Origin of the sequence: Geobacter sp. AOG1, from assembly GCF_019972315.1 — a bacterium.
Taxonomy (GTDB): domain Bacteria; phylum Desulfobacterota; class Desulfuromonadia; order Geobacterales; family Geobacteraceae; genus Geomobilimonas.
The window spans coordinates 2,940,801-2,956,602 of record NZ_BLIZ01000001.1; the positions used below are offsets into that span (position 1 = coordinate 2,940,801).

The window sequence follows — 15,802 nt, forward strand, 5'->3', positions numbered from 1 at the left end:
AAGGCACACCCGGATCGGGGCAAACTTACCTGCGCGGAGCACTGAGCGCCCGGTTCTCCGTGAGCGGTATGACTATTTCGCCGCCATCCCCCTGCACCTGGATGGTCAGTGCCTCGTCGGTGATATTGGTGACATCGTACTTGCCAGCAAGTTTATCACCCTTCTTGACAAGAAAAATATCCTTGTCCTTGGCGAGGAAAATTATTTTTAGAGCATCTTTTTTCAGGAAACCGAGGAACGTAAACCGCGCCATATCCTGTTGAAGAGGCGAAGGCTCCACTACCGCCTGGGGTGACTGAGCGGGCTGCGGTGGTGGTGGCGGCGGGAGGGGAATAACAGGAGGATGGGACGGCAGCCCCGTCGGTATTTTTACTTCCTCATGGAATAGTGGTTTGAAAATGTTCCGACGAAAACCGGAAAAACGCGACTGTTCCCGGTCTAGCAGTTCCAGATGGAGCTTCGTGTCATCCTGCTGCGAGGCTGCGACCGGCCGCTTTGCCTCTGCCCGCGAACCTTGCGTATAGGTCAACCTGGCGACGGTCTGCTGGCGTGGCAGTCGGAAATAACTGACAATCAGGGAGCAGGCAAATACGCCAAGAAGGATGGCCAAGGCCAGTTTTTGCCGGTTCATGGCCCCTCCGACTTGAAATAGGCCGTGAGTTGGACCCTCATGTCAACGGATTCTTCGGTCAATTTTGTGCTGGCAAGAGAGATGTTGTCCAGGGCCATGATCTCCCTGGAACGCATCAGGTCGGCGATGAAGCTTTTCACTGCGGCATACTTGCCGGAGACGCCGAAACTGATGGTAAAGGCAAGCAGGTTGTCTTCCTTGACCGGCACCGGTTTGTAACTGACGCCACCAACCTTGAGGGAATTACTGGCTGCCAAGTCGAAAAGGCTGCCGATCAACCGGGCGAAATCCTTTTTGGGAGCTATTCTCCCCCGCCAGGTGGCAAGGTCGCTGGTCCCCTGCCGGAAAATGGTTGCTCCATCACGCACTCCGCCGCTGCCGGCAATCCGCCGCTTTTCTGCCCACTGCTGCCGCAGATCTTGCAGTCGCGGTTGCTGGTGGTATGAAATAACGAAAAACAGTCCGCAGTTGAGAACGACCAGCAGGAGCACCACTACCAGCGATTTCGGCCGCGATTTGACGATATCCCAGAGGAGTTTGCCGTTCATTTGCCCGGAACCTTGCATGTAATGGAGAAGGAGATTCCCTTTTGCGTTTCGGAAACCTTGCTCTCGGACTGACTCACCAGATACACATCGGTAAAGAAGCTGGAAACTTCCAACTGCTCCACAAAAGTGCGCAATGCCTTGAAATTGAGTGCAACTCCCGCAATCTTCAGGCTGCCACCCTTAGGGTCGGGATCCAGCGAGGAAAGGGACACACCATCTGGCACCACCACCTCAAGCTGGTCGAGAAGAGCAAGCCAGTCGTATGATTTACGGGCGATTATGGCGTTTGCGAAGCTAATCTTTCGCAGGAGGGCCTGATATTCCTGGGGTGGCACGTTTTTCATCTCTTTCGAGGCGTGTCCCGCCAGATCAGCAGTCAGTCGCCCGATCTCGGAGGAAGCGCTGGTAAACGCAACCAGATTCGATGCAAGCATCCCCCCTAGCAGTATGATGGCAGCAGCCACTGTCAGGTTGAGCTGACGCGTGTTGATATAATGCCTTGTCGCAAGATTGATGTCGATACGCATCAGAGGTTCCTTGTCGCCGCACCGATGGCTGCATTCAGCAGGTGTGTAACGGCATGATCACCGACCAGGCTGGATCGCCGGGCAATTGAGCGGTCAGCATCGAGCAGCAGAGGATCACAGCCTGTCGCATCACCCACCACGGCGGTTAAAGCTTCCGCATCCTCGCGGGCACAGAGACAATAGACTTCACTGATCTCGTGCCCAGGATGCTTGTCCTGAAAGACCAGGAACGAACTGTTAATTTCCCGGAAAAGACGGGCAGCGTCTTGTCCCCCTCCTGGCAGTTCCTTGGAACGGTAAAACGTCAATATCCCCCCGGTAAATACCAGTATACTGAACATCCCGCCAAAAGAAGCCACGAACGCAACATTTTCGACGAGTTCCAGACGGGGGGCGAAGAGACGATAAAGATTGAAGGTCGTGAAGTCTATGCGGTTCGGCTCAAGCCCCGCCTCTCCCAACAGATCTTCATACTGGATTATCACTTGCCGGGAAATCAGGGAAACCAGCACCTCCACCTCCCCGGTCTCCTTTTCCTGAATCACCTGGTAATCAAGGTGCATGTCATTTACGTTGAAGGGAAAACTTTTTTTCAGCTTCCAGCGGATGATATCCGCCCCTTCCTTCTTGTTCTTGAACCTTGTCTCCAGATCGACCAGGACAATCCGGCCGGCTGCGTCGGGGATAGATACGGCAACTTTTTTGATGCCGGTAAGGAGTTGCAGGTAGTTTTCCCGGATCGTCGCAACAAAGGCACCCTGGTTAATTACGTTCGGTTCACGGATAGAAATCTTCACCGTTTCTGCAGGGAAGGTTGCAATGCGAAACTCATCGAGTTGCGGCTGATTGCGCTTGCCGCTGATCAGTACGATCCTGGCGCCTTCCTGGCAGAGGTCCAATCCGATGGTTTTACTGGTGAAAAACATGATTACTCCACAAAGGTGACGCGGTTAATCTCCCGCAAGGTCGTCTCACCGGAAAGGACTTTCTCGACTGCGGATTCCCGCAAAAAGATTGTCCCCGCTTCACTGGCGGCCCGTTTCAGTTGAGCGGTCGGTGCCTTGCTGATAATCAGTTCACGGATGTCGTCGTTGAGATCCAGCAGTTCGACGATGGCCGCACGGCCGCGATACCCGGTATGATTACATTCGTCGCATCCCTTGGCGTCGTAAAAAGTCACATCACGGCACTGATCGGGATCTATCCCTGATTCCCGCAGAGTCTCGTCTGAAATGGAAACGGGGTACTTGCATTTCGGACAGATTTTCCGCACCAGACGCTGGGCCATGACGCAATTGAGACAGGAGACGAAATTGTAGGGATCTATCCCCATATGAATGAAACGTCCCAAAACGTCGAAGGCGTTGTTGGCATGGACCGTGGTAAACACCAAGTGGCCGGTGAGGGCTGATTGTACCGCAATCTGTGCTGTTTCCGGGTCCCGGATCTCGCCGACCATGATCTTGTCGGGGTCGTGCCGCAGAATAGATCGGAGTCCCCGCGCAAAGGTGAGACCCTTTTTCTCGTTGACCGGAATCTGGACTATGCCGCGCAGCAGATATTCGACCGGATCCTCAATGGTGACAATCTTTTCCTCACCCGTGTGGATTTCGGTCAAAGCGGCGTAGAGAGTGGTCGTCTTCCCAGACCCTGTCGGCCCCGTCACCAGCACCATTCCGTATGGTTCCCGGATCATCTTGCGAAAACGCTTGATTTCACGCTGGGACATCCCGAGGGTGTCAAGAGTAAGCCCCTTCAGGTCGGAGGCGATACTCTCTTTATCCAGAATACGGATGACCGCATCCTCGCCAAAGGCGCTCGGCATGATGGAAACCCGGAAATCGATGGACTTGCCGCCGATCCTCACCTTGAATCGTCCATCCTGGGGGATGCGCCGTTCGGATATGTCCAGCTCGCTCATAACCTTCAGACGGGAGATGATGGGGCCCTGGAAGTGGTTATCTATGGGGTCGGTAGCCTTATAGAGGACACCATCTACCCGGTATTTGATAATGACACCTTCCTGGGCAGTTTCAATGTGGATATCGCTCGCGCGCTTGTTAAGGGCGTCGAGAACGGTGGAATTGACCAGCTTGATGATGGGGCTGGTATCGGTGGAAATCTTTTCCACCGACAGGACCTCTTCCCCTTTGTCTGTTTCCGTGACAAGTTGCAGCATGAAGTCTTCGGAAACCTCTTTCAGGACCCTGCTCGTCCCTTCACCACGCTTGAGCACCTGCTCTATCGACGACTCCATAGCGAGCTTCATGACAAGCGGCTGGTTCAGAAACATTTCCAGCTCATCGAGCTTCACGACATCGGTGGGGTCGGCAATGGCCACCACGAGCGCGTCGTCTCTCAACTCAAGGGGGACAAAATGATAACGATAGATACTATCTGGTATGAGGGAGTTCAAGATAGTCTCGTCCATCTTGAACCCGCCAAGATCGACATACTCCATGCCAAACTGGTCCGCCAAGGCCCGAGTAACGGCCTCTTCGGTAACAAGCCCATCCTGGATGCAGATTTCGCCGAATCGCGCACTGCTGTTTTTTTGGCGGTCAGCAGCATACATCTGTTGATCGGAGGTCAAATCGCCCCTCTCCATCAGGATATCGCCGATTCTTCTCTGCTTGAAAAATTCGCCCATGAACAGATCCGTTATCCGACTGCTGCGCCGATTTTGAAAACTGGCAGGTAGAGGGTGATGATAATAACCCCGATGATGAGGCCGGTAACTATAAGTATAGCAGGTTCAATGGCCGTGGTGAGGACGTGGAGTTTCCGGTCGATCTCCTCCTCAAAATACTCGGATATGTCTGCGAGCATCTCCTCCAGCGCTCCCGTCGTCTCACCGACCCCGAGCATACGGAGAGCAAGGGGAGGCATCAGTTTTACTCCCTCCAGCGCGGTTACCAGGGTCGTCCCCTCCTCCACTCGAACGACAGCCTGCAGGAGATTGCGTTCAAGGACCTTGTTGTTTAAGGTCCCGACCGCCATCTTGAGGGATTCGACAATCGGTATGCCACTCCCGAGGATCGTCCCCAATGTACGGGTAAAACCTGCGACGGCATACTGGGATACCAGCGGCCCAAGAAAGGGGATGCGCAAGAGCACCCGGTCGATCGTGTATCTCCCTGCTGTTGTCCGTATCCAACGACGTGCAAAAAACACAGCAATGACAGCAGCTGCGATTATCAGCGGCAAATAGTTCTTCAACAGCACGGTGAAACCGATAAGTATGCGGGTCGGTAAGGGGAGTTGCGAACCGACATCCGCAAAAATCTGACTGAAAATGGGAACTACGTAGACTAACAGCACGGTGACGACTACCGTGGCAAGGGTGAGCAGGATAGAAGGATAAATAAGTGCGGAAATGACCTTTTTCCGGAACCCTTCCATCCTTTTCAGAAACGCTACATAACGCCGAATCGTCAGAGGGAGGTCGCCGGTTCGTTCACCTGCACGGATTGATGCAATATACAGGTGTGAAAATGCCCGGGGATGCTTCTCGAATGCATCGGATAGCGAAGCCCCCCCCTTGATGTCTTCCCTGACTTCATGGAGAATCTCCTGCAGCTTTCCCTTACCGCCACGCTCAAGAACGACATCAAGCGCCTGTATGATTGGCATCCCCGACTTTATGAGGACAAGCAACTCCTGGTTGAAGGAGAGAAGTTCGCGGTTATCTACTTTTTTCCGCGAAACACCCTTGTCCCACAAAAACTGTAATGATTTTTTTTTCAGTTCAAAGACGAAAAAACCCTGATCTTCGAGGCTTTGCCGCAAGTACTCCCGGTTTGTGGCCTCAAGCTCCTTGACAATGATCCTTCCGTCAGTTGAGCCAAGTTTACAGGTATAGATAGCCATAAGTATGAAACTTTACCATAATAATGATAGAAGTTAAATATAAAAACCACAGGCTTTCACCCGTGGTTTTCAAGTAACGTACTGAAATAATTGTTTATTACACAACGACTATTTATCGTGGCAGGAAAAACAGAGATTTTCACGCAAAGTTCGCAAATGGTATTTGTTTTGCGTCGCGTCATCACTCTTGATATGCATGTTATGACAGGTGATGGCACAGGCAATCTTCCCATCGGCATCAAGTCGCAATCCATCGCGATTTATACGCGGTTTTTTACCGGCACCATGGCCAAACTCTATTCCATGACATTGCTGGCACAGAGCGTTATAGTCCGCCTTGAACTTTCTCTTGGTTGAAGGGAAAGTGAACCAGCTTTCCAGGTCTGCCCTCGAGGCCACATGGCAGATGGTGCAGTCCGCATCCGCACCATGAGGGGATATCTTCCCTTTTGGAGGAGACATCCCTTCATCCCCAAACCCTGCACCGGATAATGCAACTACCATGAAACTGGCAACGAGTAACCGTTTCATAGATTTCTCCCGGATAGACATACTCAGTAACTCTTAGGGTTGTGGTCAACACCGTGGCAGGTAAGATAACACTCACCCCGAAAGGCATTGGTCCCTTTTTCCGTAAACTTCAACAAACCGGACGAACTGGCCGAAACAATATCACGGTTAAAACGTAACAGGTATTTATTATCGGAACTCCCATGGGAGTTATGACAGGTGTAGCAGGATGTACCGTTATTCATTCCCACCGTCACTTTACCTTTTATGTGCAGCGAATGGAGACGGAAGCTCTCATCACCCAAAATACTGGTACGATTGTGACAACGGTAACAGAGAGCATAAGCCGTCGCGCTCTCCGGTTCCCTGTCCCTCGTGGAGTAATTCTCCACGAGGATATACTGATTCGCCGAACCATGCGGTCCTCGGGGAGAAGACGACGATTCGCTACCATGGCAATCCCGACAGCCAATAACCGAGACATCGCCAGGCTCGGTTTTTTTCTCGCGATACGGTTTGAGAAGACTTACCACCGCAAGGTTCTTCCCCTCACCTTCCATGGGATGAAATGACGGGTTGTTGAGCGAGAACTCGGCCCGCTTGTTGGTTGCCCGTCCCGGCAAATTGAGACTGTCCCCATGACAGAGATAGCAGAGGTCGTACTCGTTGACAATCTCGGTGATGCTGTTCCCCACCCTCTTCCCTTTAATGCCGGCGAACACATTGGCTGAGTTGGTGAGGTGCGGATTGTGGCAATCCACACAATCCGCATGGCGCGAAGCACGGGGATTCTGCTCAGGCAGGACTTCATTGGCCCTGTGTACTCCACGGACATCAAATGTCGGATGGCGGTATCTCTTTCTGAATTCACTCTCCACGTCGCTCAAGACCGCATTTGAATTTACAAACTCTCGAGATGGACGTGACTTACCATGACAGCTGACACACCCATCCGAGCCGCCTCCCGAATTAAAATCGAATCCCACGTGGCAGGTACCGCATCCATAGGGGAGTCTGTTTCTGTCAATATGGGGTCTGGCATTCTGACCGGCTGCCAAAAGCGGAACTGCAGATCCCAGAAGTAACATACAGACAATAACGGGTAGTTTTAGCATGAGCACGCGTTCCTTGAGAGAGACTAGGGCCATGGCCAAGCCGAATAGTTGCCATATTTTGTTATGTTATGACATTTCAGACAGACCGTGTCGTGGTCAGTGCTGGCATTACCCGAAGTGCCCAGAACCCAGAACGGCGCTATCTTTCTTCCAGCTGCCGGTGAACCAGCAGGGTATGCAGTTTCGGCCGTCTGGTTTTGATGGGGATCATGACAGGTCGTGCACTGCATCCATTCCTTGTTCTGTAATTTCTGTAATTTTACGGGATCATTCAGTGGCGGCAGCTTGTATCCCTGCGTACTTTTACCACCACTCTGTATCGCTACAAGGACAGCAGTATCGTACACAAACGACACAGGGTGGTGCCCTAGACTAACCTTTTTCGCATCGAACGCAGCAACTCCGGTTATTTTCCCTTTTCCTGCCGGGAATTCGATCGGGCCACCAACATATACATTCCCAAGGACGTTCAAGTCCGCGGTAATGCCGTCGTGACAGCTGAGGCAGAGTCGGGAAGAACCATTGGGTTCATTGTAGTTTGACGGTACGCCTGCTCGCCGAATGATGAGAGTGCTGGAGGTGTATATCCCGAAAACAGACGTGGTGTCCTTACGGTTCCATAAAGCTCCTTGGGGAGATGCATTATGGGGGGTATGGCAAAAGATGCAGACCTGTGTGTCCCGCTGCAAAGGGTCTCCAGGTTTAGCTTTGTATGTCACACCAATATTACTGTCCAACGAAGAAAGATTATGCTTGTTGCCTCCATCGCGAAATTTTGGCCCCGCGGCAGCTACCGAGGCAATACCTGCAGCGAAAACGAGGCAAAGAAGTGCAACTATGAACGTAGTACGTCTCATCGTGGACCACCCTCTGGCATGTACTGGAAAATCTGAATGCGGTGATTGTAGGTATCAGCTACAAAGATGCGCCCTTTAGAATCGATAGAGATACCACTTGGCAGGGAAAATTCGCCGGGGCCGGCGCCATTCCTCCCTACAAAGAGCAGAAGTTTCCCGTCCCGGTTAAAAACCTGGAAATTCCCATGGCTCGCGTCAACAATATAAATGTGGTCGTCAGTGTCAACCGCAACACCCTTTGGCCTCGCGAAAGAACCGGGCGCATCCCCTATTTCACCGATGCTGCTTTTGTAGCTGCCGGACTGATCGAAAACCTTAACCATAAAATTCATGGAATCGGTTACGTAAACATCGTCATTTCGGCCAATTGCAACATTTGAAGGGAGATTGAGCGGTTCTCGCGTGTCGTCCCGGGGAAAGTTTCGGATAAAGGTATCATGAACATCGAAAACCTTCAATTTATGTGCCAACACATCAACAACAAATTTCTCCCCGCGACTGTTGATGGCAATCCCCGCCGGACGCTGGAATTGCCCGGCCAATTCGTGGATGAAATCACCATTTTTATCAAATTTGAATACTTTGGCGCTCCCAGCATCGGAAATATAGACATTTCCGTCCTGGTCGACAGCAACCCCCCCTGGCCGAATGAGTGGTTCCTCCCCCGCCTGCGTTATGTAGACAACCGTTCGTTTCGCCAAATCGTAGCGATGTACCACACCCGCTGCAATATCGGTCGCATAAATGATTGAATCACCGTTACTTGCAACTCCGTAAGGTGTATTAAGCACCATTTTCGTTGTATCCTCGCCGGTTACAAACTCCATGAAGCGGGCGAGGTTACCCTTTTCCGGCAAGACGTCAACCGGTCCCTTCACATCACGCAGAAAACTGATGCGGGGAGGATTTGGGGGGGGGGGCCAAGCAAGATTGACGCTGGGATCTCGCAATACGAGAGGTTCAGTGACAGCACATGCTGAAAGAAGTAGAAGCATCAAACAGAGCAGCGGTTTCACCGTTAGGTGTACTCTCTTCATGCGTGCACCATGCTCACCACCCACAGAGAATAGAAACAGATAACACTACATCCCCACCGGAGAGCCATCTTGCCACGGAAAACGCCAACTGACGGGAAGGCCTTGATTATGAAGCCAACGGCAGCAAGAACCCATCCCCAGAATCCAGTAACACATAAAATGGACCAGATGTTGTTACTCACGATGCCCTCCCGACGGGAGAAATCTGTTGAGCAGCGAGCCCAGTTTAAGCTTCCAGACCATCAGTATCGCTTCCCGAACTATCTTTTTTGACATCTTGGACGAACCGGCATGTCTGTCGATGAATATGATGGGGATTTCCCCAATGCGAAACCCTTTCTCGACACAGCGATAATTCATCTCTATCTGGAAGGAATAACCGTCAGATTTGATTTTTGACAGGTCGATTGCCTCCAGTACCCTGCGTTTGAAGCACTTGTAGCCACTTGTACAATCGGAAATTTTGAGTCCGGTAATCGCCCGGGTATACATACTCGCAAAATAGCTGAGCATGAGTCGTCGGAGTGGCCAGTTAACAACACTCACCCCGTTGAGATAGCGGGAACCTATGACCAGATCGAATGTTTCCATACGGGCAAAAAAAAGCGGCAGGGTAGCGGGGTCGTGGGAAAAATCCGCATCCATCTCTATGATGTAGTCTGCGCCCCTTTCGAGAGCAAGCCGAAAACCTTCCCGATATGCCGAGCCAAGACCAAGTTTACCCGCGCGATGGAGGACATGAACACGGTCTGAGGTGGAAGCAAGCCTGTCCACAACCTCCCCTGTGCCATCGGGAGAATGGTCATCGACGACAAGTACATGAATACCGGCATCTTGAGCCAGTACTTCACCAATCAATTTTTCGATATTTTCCCGTTCGTTATAGGTCGGGATGACGACAAAAGCCTTCACAAGGGCTACTCTTTTCCGGGATAGACAATCTTCGCCTTTGCCTTCAATCCAGCCATCCACGTGTCAAACAGTTGTTTTTTTTCCTTCTCGATCTGTTGTGCCCGGATCTTGTCTTTTACTTCCTCGTAGGGTAGTAGGCGCGGTTCTTTTTTGTCGGTAAGCTTGATGAGGTGATATCCATACATCGACTCTACTACGCCGCTCACTTCACCGACCTTGAGTTTTTTCACCGCTTCTTCAAACTCCGGCACCGTCCTTCCCACATGGAAATAACCGATATCCCCCCCCTTTATCCGAGACATATCATCAGAATTGTCATACGCAATCTGACCGAAATCGGCACCCTCCGTTACTTTTTTCAGCAATGCCTCTGCACGCTCTTTGAGTTTTGCACGTTCTTCGGCAGTGGAAGCCGGATCGACTTTGACCAGAATAGTGCTTGCCCGGTATTCCTCAGGCTTCATGTATCTGTTCTTGTTCGTTTCGTAATATTCTCTGATGGCTGCATCGGAAATGCTAATCCTGTCGTCAACCTCCTGCTTCCGTACTTTTTCGGCCAACAGGTCACGAGTGATGAATCGTTTCAGTAATTTCTCGGAGAATCCTGCCTTCTTGATAGCCTTCTCGAATTCCTTCCGGCTGTTGAAACGTTCAACAACGTTCTTGAATTCGACGTTTACGGCCTCCTTGTCCGGCTTCAATCCCTTGGAAAGTGCGTCCTGATACTGAAGTTCCTTCTCAATAATGATGGCAAGGGCCTTCGATTCGATACCCTTGATTTTTTCGGCCGACATTCCGCCATGGAAACTGGCCTCCATGGGGACAATCTTCTGTACTTCCTGAGACAACTCCGCAACTGTCAGATCCTCACCGTTTACGGATACGACAACTCTCCCCAATTCATCAGCAGATGCGACGCCGAAACAGGAACACGTCAAGCAAACAAACAGCACAATCAGACGACAAACAGTCATAACGTCCCCTAACTACATATTTTTGGCAAGGATAAACGATTTCAGTCCGCTTAGTCAAGGGAAAGGGAAGATTGGCGGGACATTACGGGTTACACAGATTACAAGATCGATAAAAAAAGGGCCATGATTAATCATGGCCCTCAGGGACTGGCGGGGTCGACGGGGCTCGAACCCGCGGCCTCCGGCGTGACAGGCCGGCGTTATAACCAACTTAACTACGACCCCAGTTACATCAAATTGTAGCGGTACCGAAACCGCGTATGCATGGTGGGCGAAACAGGGATCGAACCTGTGACATCCAGCTTGTAAGGCTGGCGCTCTCCCAGCTGAGCTATTCGCCCGGATAAATGGCGGGGTCGACGGGGCTCGAACCCGCGGCCTCCGGCGTGACAGGCCGGCGTTATTACCAACTTAACTACGACCCCGAAAGTATATACGTCCAGCACTGGTGCTGCTTACTTCTCCAGTTCCCCTAGCAAAAGAGAATGTGATTTATAGCAGAGCAGAACCGACAGTGTCAAGAATTATTTCCGTACTGACAGAGATCAGTGCGCCGTCACCGCATCGTCAACTATCGAGCGGTCGCCCATGGCAACCGGCAAGAGTGAAACAGTGGGATCACCCCTCAGCGATAGCACCAGGACCTCGTCCATGTGAGTGACCGGATGAATGACGAGTCCGGTTGTAATTTCCTTGGGTATTTCCGCCAAATCCTTTGCATTGTCAACAGGGATAAGGACCGTTTTGATCTGCCCCCGCTTCGCGGCCAGAATCTTTTCCTTCAAACCTCCTATAGGAAGAACCCGGCCTCGCAGTGTTATCTCGCCAGTCATGGCAATGTCACGTAGTACCGGCTTGCCGGTCAATGCCGACGTAATGGCTGTGGCCATGGAGATGCCTGCAGACGGGCCGTCCTTGGGAATAGCCCCCTCGGGAACGTGAATATGAATATCCACGTCCTGGTAAAACTCACGTTCCAACCCGAGGGATTGTGCCCGCGAACGGACATAGGTCATGGCTGCTTGTGCTGACTCCTGCATAACGTCACCCAGTTTGCCCGTGATGGTTAGCTTTCCCTTACCAGGTAAAACCGCCACCTCAATGACAAGTAATTCCCCCCCTACTTCGGTCCAGGCCAAGCCGGTAACAAGCCCTACGGCATCACTCTCTTCTGCAATGCCATGCCTGAAACGCTGCACACCTAAATAATCACGCACTTGCTTCGGCTGGACGTTGAATTTCCGTCGAGCACCCTTGACTATGCCATGGGCAATCTTACGACAGATTGAGGCAATTTCCCGTTCAAGGTTGCGCACACCTGCCTCCCGGGTGTAATGTCGAATCACCTCAAGAATTGCCCGGTCAGTTACGGTAACTGCTCCAGACTGCAAACCATGGGCAGCAAGCTGCTTCTGCAGCAGATGCTGGCGAACGATCTTCAGTTTTTCAGTCTCCGTGTAGCCTTCGATTCTGATGACCTCAAGCCTGTCAAGAAGCGGCCGGGGAACGGTATGGAGAGAGTTAGCCGTGGTGATAAACATGACTCGGGAAAGATCGTACTCGACCTCAAGAAAATGATCATTGAACGTAGCATTCTGTTCGGGGTCAAGCACTTCCAGCATAGCAGAGGCGGGATCGCCGCGGAAATCGGAGCTCATCTTGTCGATTTCATCCAGGAGAAAAACGGGATTATTGCTTCCCACTTTTTTCAGGTTCTGGATTATTCTTCCCGGCATCGCGCCCACGTAAGTGCGTCTATGCCCCCTGATTTCGGCCTCGTCACGAACTCCGCCAAGGGACATTTTTACGAAGCCGCGGCCGGTCGCCGTGGCAATTGAGCGGGCCAGCGATGTTTTTCCGACCCCCGGAGGGCCCACCAGGCAGAGAATCGGCCCCCGAATCTTCTTGACTAGTGAGTTAACCGAAAGATATTCGAGAATGCGTTCTTTTACTTTCTCCAGGCCACAGTGATCCGCATCAAGGATTTTCTCCGCGAGCCGTATATCGTCTTTCTCATCAACGTAATCCCCCCAGGGAAGCGTGACCAGCCAGTCCACATAGTTTCTGACGACAGCTGCCTCGGCGGACATAGGTGACATGAGTCTGAGTTTTTTAAGCTCGGCCTTCACCTTCTTCCTTGCCTCATCGGAGAGCTTGAGCTTCTCAAGCTTTTGCTCCAGTTCGCTGATTTCCTGTTTGAATTCGTCCTTGGCTCCCAATTCTTTCTGAATGGCTCGCATCTGCTCGTTCAGATAATACTCACGCTGGGATTTTTCCATCTGTTTCTTGACCCGGGTCCGGATTTTTTTCTCAATCTGGAGTATTTCGATTTCCGATTCCATGAGCGCAAGCAGCTTTTCAAGCCTCCGCGCCACGTTTCGTGTTGCAAGAAGCTCCTGCTTGTCTGCAAGTTTGAGATTGAGATGGGCGACCAGACTGTCCGCAAGTTGTCCCGGATCATTATTAGCGGTCAGGGTTGTCACGATCTCGCTGGGGATTGATTTGGCAAGCTTGACGTAATTTTCAAAAGTTGCGGTCACCCCCCGAACAAGCGCTTCTACCTCGGATTTCGGGTTGCTCTTTTCTGCAACTTCAACAACTTCTACAACAAAATAGTCTTCAGTGGATTCGAAACCGACAATGTTCCCCCGTCGCTTCCCTTCTATCAGGACCTTTACCGTTCCATCGGGCAGCCTGAGTAACTGGAGTATCTGGCAAACGGTACCGGCTGCATAGATATCGCCAGCTGTCGGTTCCTCTGTCTGAGCGTTTTTCTGCGTCGCAAGAAAAATCAGTTTCCTGTCAGCCATGGCCGCCTGCAGTGCCTGAATGGACTTATCTCTCCCGACGAAGAGAGGTACCACCATGGCGGGGAAGACAACTATATCTCTTAACGGCAAGAGAGGGAATCTTGACGGATTCCCTCTCTTGTTGGTGCTCGTTGTTTCCATGTTCAATCCTGTCATCAGGCGGACTCCGCCACATTTTCATAGACTATTATCGGTTTTTCCCTGTTGTAGATCACGTCATCATTGATGACTACCTCTTTTACCATGGTCTGGGAAGGAATCTCATACATAATGTCGAGCATGGCGTTTTCCAGAATGGAGCGAAGACCGCGTGCACCCGTTTTTCGCTTCAGAGCCTCTTTGGCAATGGCAATCAGCGAACCGTCGGTGAATTTCAGCTTTACGTGCTCCATCTCGAAGAGCTTTTGATACTGTTTCACCAATGCGTTTTTCGGCTCTTTCAGTATCTGAACCATGGCATCTTCGCCCAGCTCACTCAGGGTGGCAAGAACCGGCAAACGCCCGATAAATTCGGGAATAAACCCAAACCTGAGCAAATCTTCGGGTGTCGATTCCGTCAACAATTCGCCGGCCCGCTTCTCGACCTTCTTCTTTACATCGGCACCAAAACCGAGGGTCTTTACCCCGATCCGCTGCTGGATTATGTTGTCCAGTCCGGCAAAAGCCCCTCCGCAGATGAAGAGAATATTAGTCGTATCAACCTTGAGGAATTCCTGTTGCGGGTGTTTGCGCCCACCTTTGGGAGGAACGCTCGCGACAGTCCCTTCGATGATCTTCAGAAGCGCCTGTTGGACCCCCTCGCCGGAAACATCGCGGGTTATGGAGGGCGAATCGGATTTGCGGGCAATCTTGTCGATCTCGTCTATGTAGATGATCCCCTTCTGGGCGCGCTCCACATCGTAATCCGCCGCCTGAAGAAGGTTGAGAATGATGTTTTCGACATCTTCGCCGACGTAACCGGCTTCGGTGAGATTGGTGGCATCCGCCATGGCGAACGGAACCTTGAGTATACGCGCCAGCGTCTGTGCCAGAAGGGTTTTGCCGGAACCGGTTGGACCGAGGAGCAGGATGTTGCTCTTGTGCATCTCCACGTCACCCGGCTTCCCCATCGCCTCGATACGTTTGTAATGATTGTAGACAGCAACGGCAAGGATCTTCTTGGCCCGTTCTTGCCCGATGACATACTCGTCTAGTACTTCTTTGATCTCCTGGGGCTTGGGGAGCTTCCTGACGTCCGGTCCCAGCGCCTCCTCAAGCTTGGTCTCCTCGGCAATGATGTCATTACAGAGTTCTATGCATTCATCGCAGATGTAGACCGTCGGACCAGCAATCAATTTCTTGACTTCGTCCTGGCTTTTACCGCAAAAAGAACAGATCAGGTTGTCGGATCTATCGTCTCTTCTGCTCACCGGGAGCCTCCCGTAAGGGTATTTCGTGCAATCATTGAGTCTATGATACCATAGTTGCGGGCATCTTCTCCAGACATAAAATAATCACGCTCCGTGTCTGCTTCCACCTTTTCAAGCGTTTGCCCACTATGGGAGGCAAGTATCTGGTTCAGCGTCTTTTTCATCCGGAGAATTTCCTGGGAATGGATGTGAATATCCGTCGCCTGCCCCTGGAAACCACCCAACGGCTGATGAATCATTATGCGGGAGTGGGTAAGACTGAAACGCTTTCCCTTTTCACCCCCAGCAAGAAGAAGTGCCGCCATGGACGCGGCCTGGCCAACGCAAATTGTAGAAACAGGAGCTTTGATGTACTGCATGGTATCGTAAATCGCCATACCCGACGTAACAACCCCGCCGGGAGAATTGATGTAGAGATGAATGTCTTTGTCTGGGTCTTCCGCCTCCAGAAAAAGTAGCTGAGCAACGACAAGATTTGACAGGTTGTCGTCAATCTGACCGCCGAGAAATACAATCCGGTCCTTCAACAGCCGCGAATAGATATCGTAAGAACGCTCGCCCCGTCCGGTCTGCTCAACTACAATGGGTACCAGCATGTTGCC

The 15,802-nt window shown here is 51.7% G+C and carries 15 protein-coding genes and 3 tRNA genes; all 18 read right to left on the reverse strand.

The annotated features are described in order from the left end of the window. Positions 1-25: 25 nt before the first annotated feature. The 18 genes from LDN04_RS13345 to clpP all read right to left on the reverse strand — a co-directional run bounded on the left by LDN04_RS13345 (position 26) and on the right by clpP (position 15,796). On the reverse strand, positions 26-631 hold the full coding sequence (locus tag LDN04_RS13345; RefSeq protein WP_223911487.1) for a hypothetical protein: 606 nt from the start codon (positions 629-631) through the stop codon (positions 26-28). Continuing rightward, positions 628-1,179: a type 4a pilus biogenesis protein PilO gene (pilO, locus tag LDN04_RS13350; protein WP_223911490.1), complete on the reverse strand. Its 552-nt coding sequence runs from the start codon at positions 1,177-1,179 to the stop codon at positions 628-630. The genes LDN04_RS13345 and pilO overlap by 4 nt, the downstream gene beginning before the upstream one ends. After that, entirely contained in the window at positions 1,176-1,706 is a 531-nt protein-coding gene (locus LDN04_RS13355; RefSeq protein ID WP_223911492.1) for a PilN domain-containing protein, read from the reverse strand. Before LDN04_RS13355 ends, pilO begins: the two co-directional genes overlap by 4 nt. After that, on the reverse strand, positions 1,706-2,632 hold the full coding sequence (gene pilM, locus LDN04_RS13360) for a type IV pilus biogenesis protein PilM (RefSeq protein ID WP_223911495.1): 927 nt from the start codon (positions 2,630-2,632) through the stop codon (positions 1,706-1,708). The genes LDN04_RS13355 and pilM overlap by 1 nt, the downstream gene beginning before the upstream one ends. A 2-nt stretch (positions 2,633-2,634) precedes the next feature. Then, positions 2,635-4,356 carry a GspE/PulE family protein gene (locus LDN04_RS13365; RefSeq protein WP_223911498.1) on the reverse strand — a complete coding sequence of 574 codons (1,722 nt, stop codon included), beginning with the start codon at positions 4,354-4,356 and terminating at the stop codon, positions 2,635-2,637. Between the two features lie 11 nt (positions 4,357-4,367). Beyond that, positions 4,368-5,576 carry a type II secretion system F family protein gene (locus tag LDN04_RS13370; protein WP_223911500.1) on the reverse strand — a complete coding sequence of 403 codons (1,209 nt, stop codon included), beginning with the start codon at positions 5,574-5,576 and terminating at the stop codon, positions 4,368-4,370. A 108-nt stretch (positions 5,577-5,684) separates the two neighbouring features. Beyond that, entirely contained in the window at positions 5,685-6,107 is a 423-nt protein-coding gene (locus tag LDN04_RS13375; RefSeq protein ID WP_223911503.1) for a cytochrome c3 family protein, read from the reverse strand. Positions 6,108-6,130: 23 nt separating this feature from the next. After that, positions 6,131-6,847, reverse strand: coding sequence for a cytochrome c3 family protein (locus tag LDN04_RS13380; protein ID WP_238482233.1), 717 nt, complete (start codon positions 6,845-6,847; stop codon positions 6,131-6,133). Positions 6,848-7,224: 377 nt separating this feature from the next. Beyond that, the gene (locus LDN04_RS13385) at positions 7,225-8,058 is read right to left on the reverse strand and encodes a cytochrome C (protein ID WP_223911507.1); all 834 of its coding nucleotides are present in this window, start codon (positions 8,056-8,058) and stop codon (positions 7,225-7,227) included. Beyond that, a complete protein-coding gene (locus LDN04_RS13390; protein ID WP_223911510.1) occupies positions 8,055-8,885 on the reverse strand; it encodes a 6-bladed beta-propeller in 831 nt (276 codons plus the stop codon). Before LDN04_RS13390 ends, LDN04_RS13385 begins: the two co-directional genes overlap by 4 nt. A 384-nt stretch (positions 8,886-9,269) precedes the next feature. Further along, positions 9,270-10,007 (reverse strand): polyprenol monophosphomannose synthase, encoded by a 738-nt coding sequence (locus LDN04_RS13395; RefSeq protein WP_223913395.1) that lies wholly within the window; start codon positions 10,005-10,007, stop codon positions 9,270-9,272. A 5-nt stretch (positions 10,008-10,012) separates the two neighbouring features. Then, complete coding sequence (locus LDN04_RS13400; RefSeq protein ID WP_223911513.1) at positions 10,013-10,981, reverse strand: peptidylprolyl isomerase; 969 nt, start codon at positions 10,979-10,981, stop codon at positions 10,013-10,015. A 148-nt stretch (positions 10,982-11,129) separates the two neighbouring features. Further along, positions 11,130-11,206 (reverse strand) — tRNA-Asp (locus LDN04_RS13405). Between the two features lie 40 nt (positions 11,207-11,246). After that, a tRNA-Val gene (locus tag LDN04_RS13410) sits at positions 11,247-11,322 on the reverse strand. Between the two features lie 7 nt (positions 11,323-11,329). Then, positions 11,330-11,406, reverse strand: a tRNA-Asp gene (locus LDN04_RS13415). A gap of 120 nt (positions 11,407-11,526) precedes the next feature. Continuing rightward, positions 11,527-13,947, reverse strand: a complete 2,421-nt coding sequence (gene lon, locus LDN04_RS13420) for an endopeptidase La (protein ID WP_223911517.1) — start codon at positions 13,945-13,947, stop codon at positions 11,527-11,529. After that, positions 13,947-15,200 (reverse strand): ATP-dependent Clp protease ATP-binding subunit ClpX, encoded by a 1,254-nt coding sequence (gene clpX / locus LDN04_RS13425; RefSeq protein WP_223911520.1) that lies wholly within the window; start codon positions 15,198-15,200, stop codon positions 13,947-13,949. Before clpX ends, lon begins: the two co-directional genes overlap by 1 nt. Next, the gene (clpP, locus tag LDN04_RS13430; protein WP_223911523.1) at positions 15,197-15,796 is read right to left on the reverse strand and encodes an ATP-dependent Clp endopeptidase proteolytic subunit ClpP; all 600 of its coding nucleotides are present in this window, start codon (positions 15,794-15,796) and stop codon (positions 15,197-15,199) included. Before clpP ends, clpX begins: the two co-directional genes overlap by 4 nt. Positions 15,797-15,802 lie beyond the last annotated feature (6 nt).

What these genes read in the sequence shown, in the direction of transcription:
- LDN04_RS13385 (WP_223911507.1), bottom strand. Translation starts at nt 8,058, where the DNA reads ATGAGACGTACTACGTTCATAGTTGCACTTCTTTGCCTCGTTTTCGCT.
- LDN04_RS13345 (WP_223911487.1), bottom strand. Translation starts at nt 631, where the DNA reads ATGAACCGGCAAAAACTGGCCTTGGCCATCCTTCTTGGCGTATTTGCC.
- LDN04_RS13400 (WP_223911513.1), bottom strand. Translation starts at nt 10,981, where the DNA reads ATGACTGTTTGTCGTCTGATTGTGCTGTTTGTTTGCTTGACGTGTTCC.
- lon (WP_223911517.1), bottom strand. Translation starts at nt 13,947, where the DNA reads ATGACAGGATTGAACATGGAAACAACGAGCACCAACAAGAGAGGGAAT.
- LDN04_RS13370 (WP_223911500.1), bottom strand. Translation starts at nt 5,576, where the DNA reads ATGGCTATCTATACCTGTAAACTTGGCTCAACTGACGGAAGGATCATT.
- pilO (WP_223911490.1), bottom strand. Translation starts at nt 1,179, where the DNA reads ATGAACGGCAAACTCCTCTGGGATATCGTCAAATCGCGGCCGAAATCG.
- clpP (WP_223911523.1), bottom strand. Translation starts at nt 15,796, where the DNA reads ATGCTGGTACCCATTGTAGTTGAGCAGACCGGACGGGGCGAGCGTTCT.
- LDN04_RS13355 (WP_223911492.1), bottom strand. Translation starts at nt 1,706, where the DNA reads ATGCGTATCGACATCAATCTTGCGACAAGGCATTATATCAACACGCGT.
- pilM (WP_223911495.1), bottom strand. Translation starts at nt 2,632, where the DNA reads ATGTTTTTCACCAGTAAAACCATCGGATTGGACCTCTGCCAGGAAGGC.
- LDN04_RS13390 (WP_223911510.1), bottom strand. Translation starts at nt 8,885, where the DNA reads ATGGAGTTTGTAACCGGCGAGGATACAACGAAAATGGTGCTTAATACA.
- LDN04_RS13365 (WP_223911498.1), bottom strand. Translation starts at nt 4,356, where the DNA reads ATGGGCGAATTTTTCAAGCAGAGAAGAATCGGCGATATCCTGATGGAG.
- LDN04_RS13375 (WP_223911503.1), bottom strand. Translation starts at nt 6,107, where the DNA reads ATGAAACGGTTACTCGTTGCCAGTTTCATGGTAGTTGCATTATCCGGT.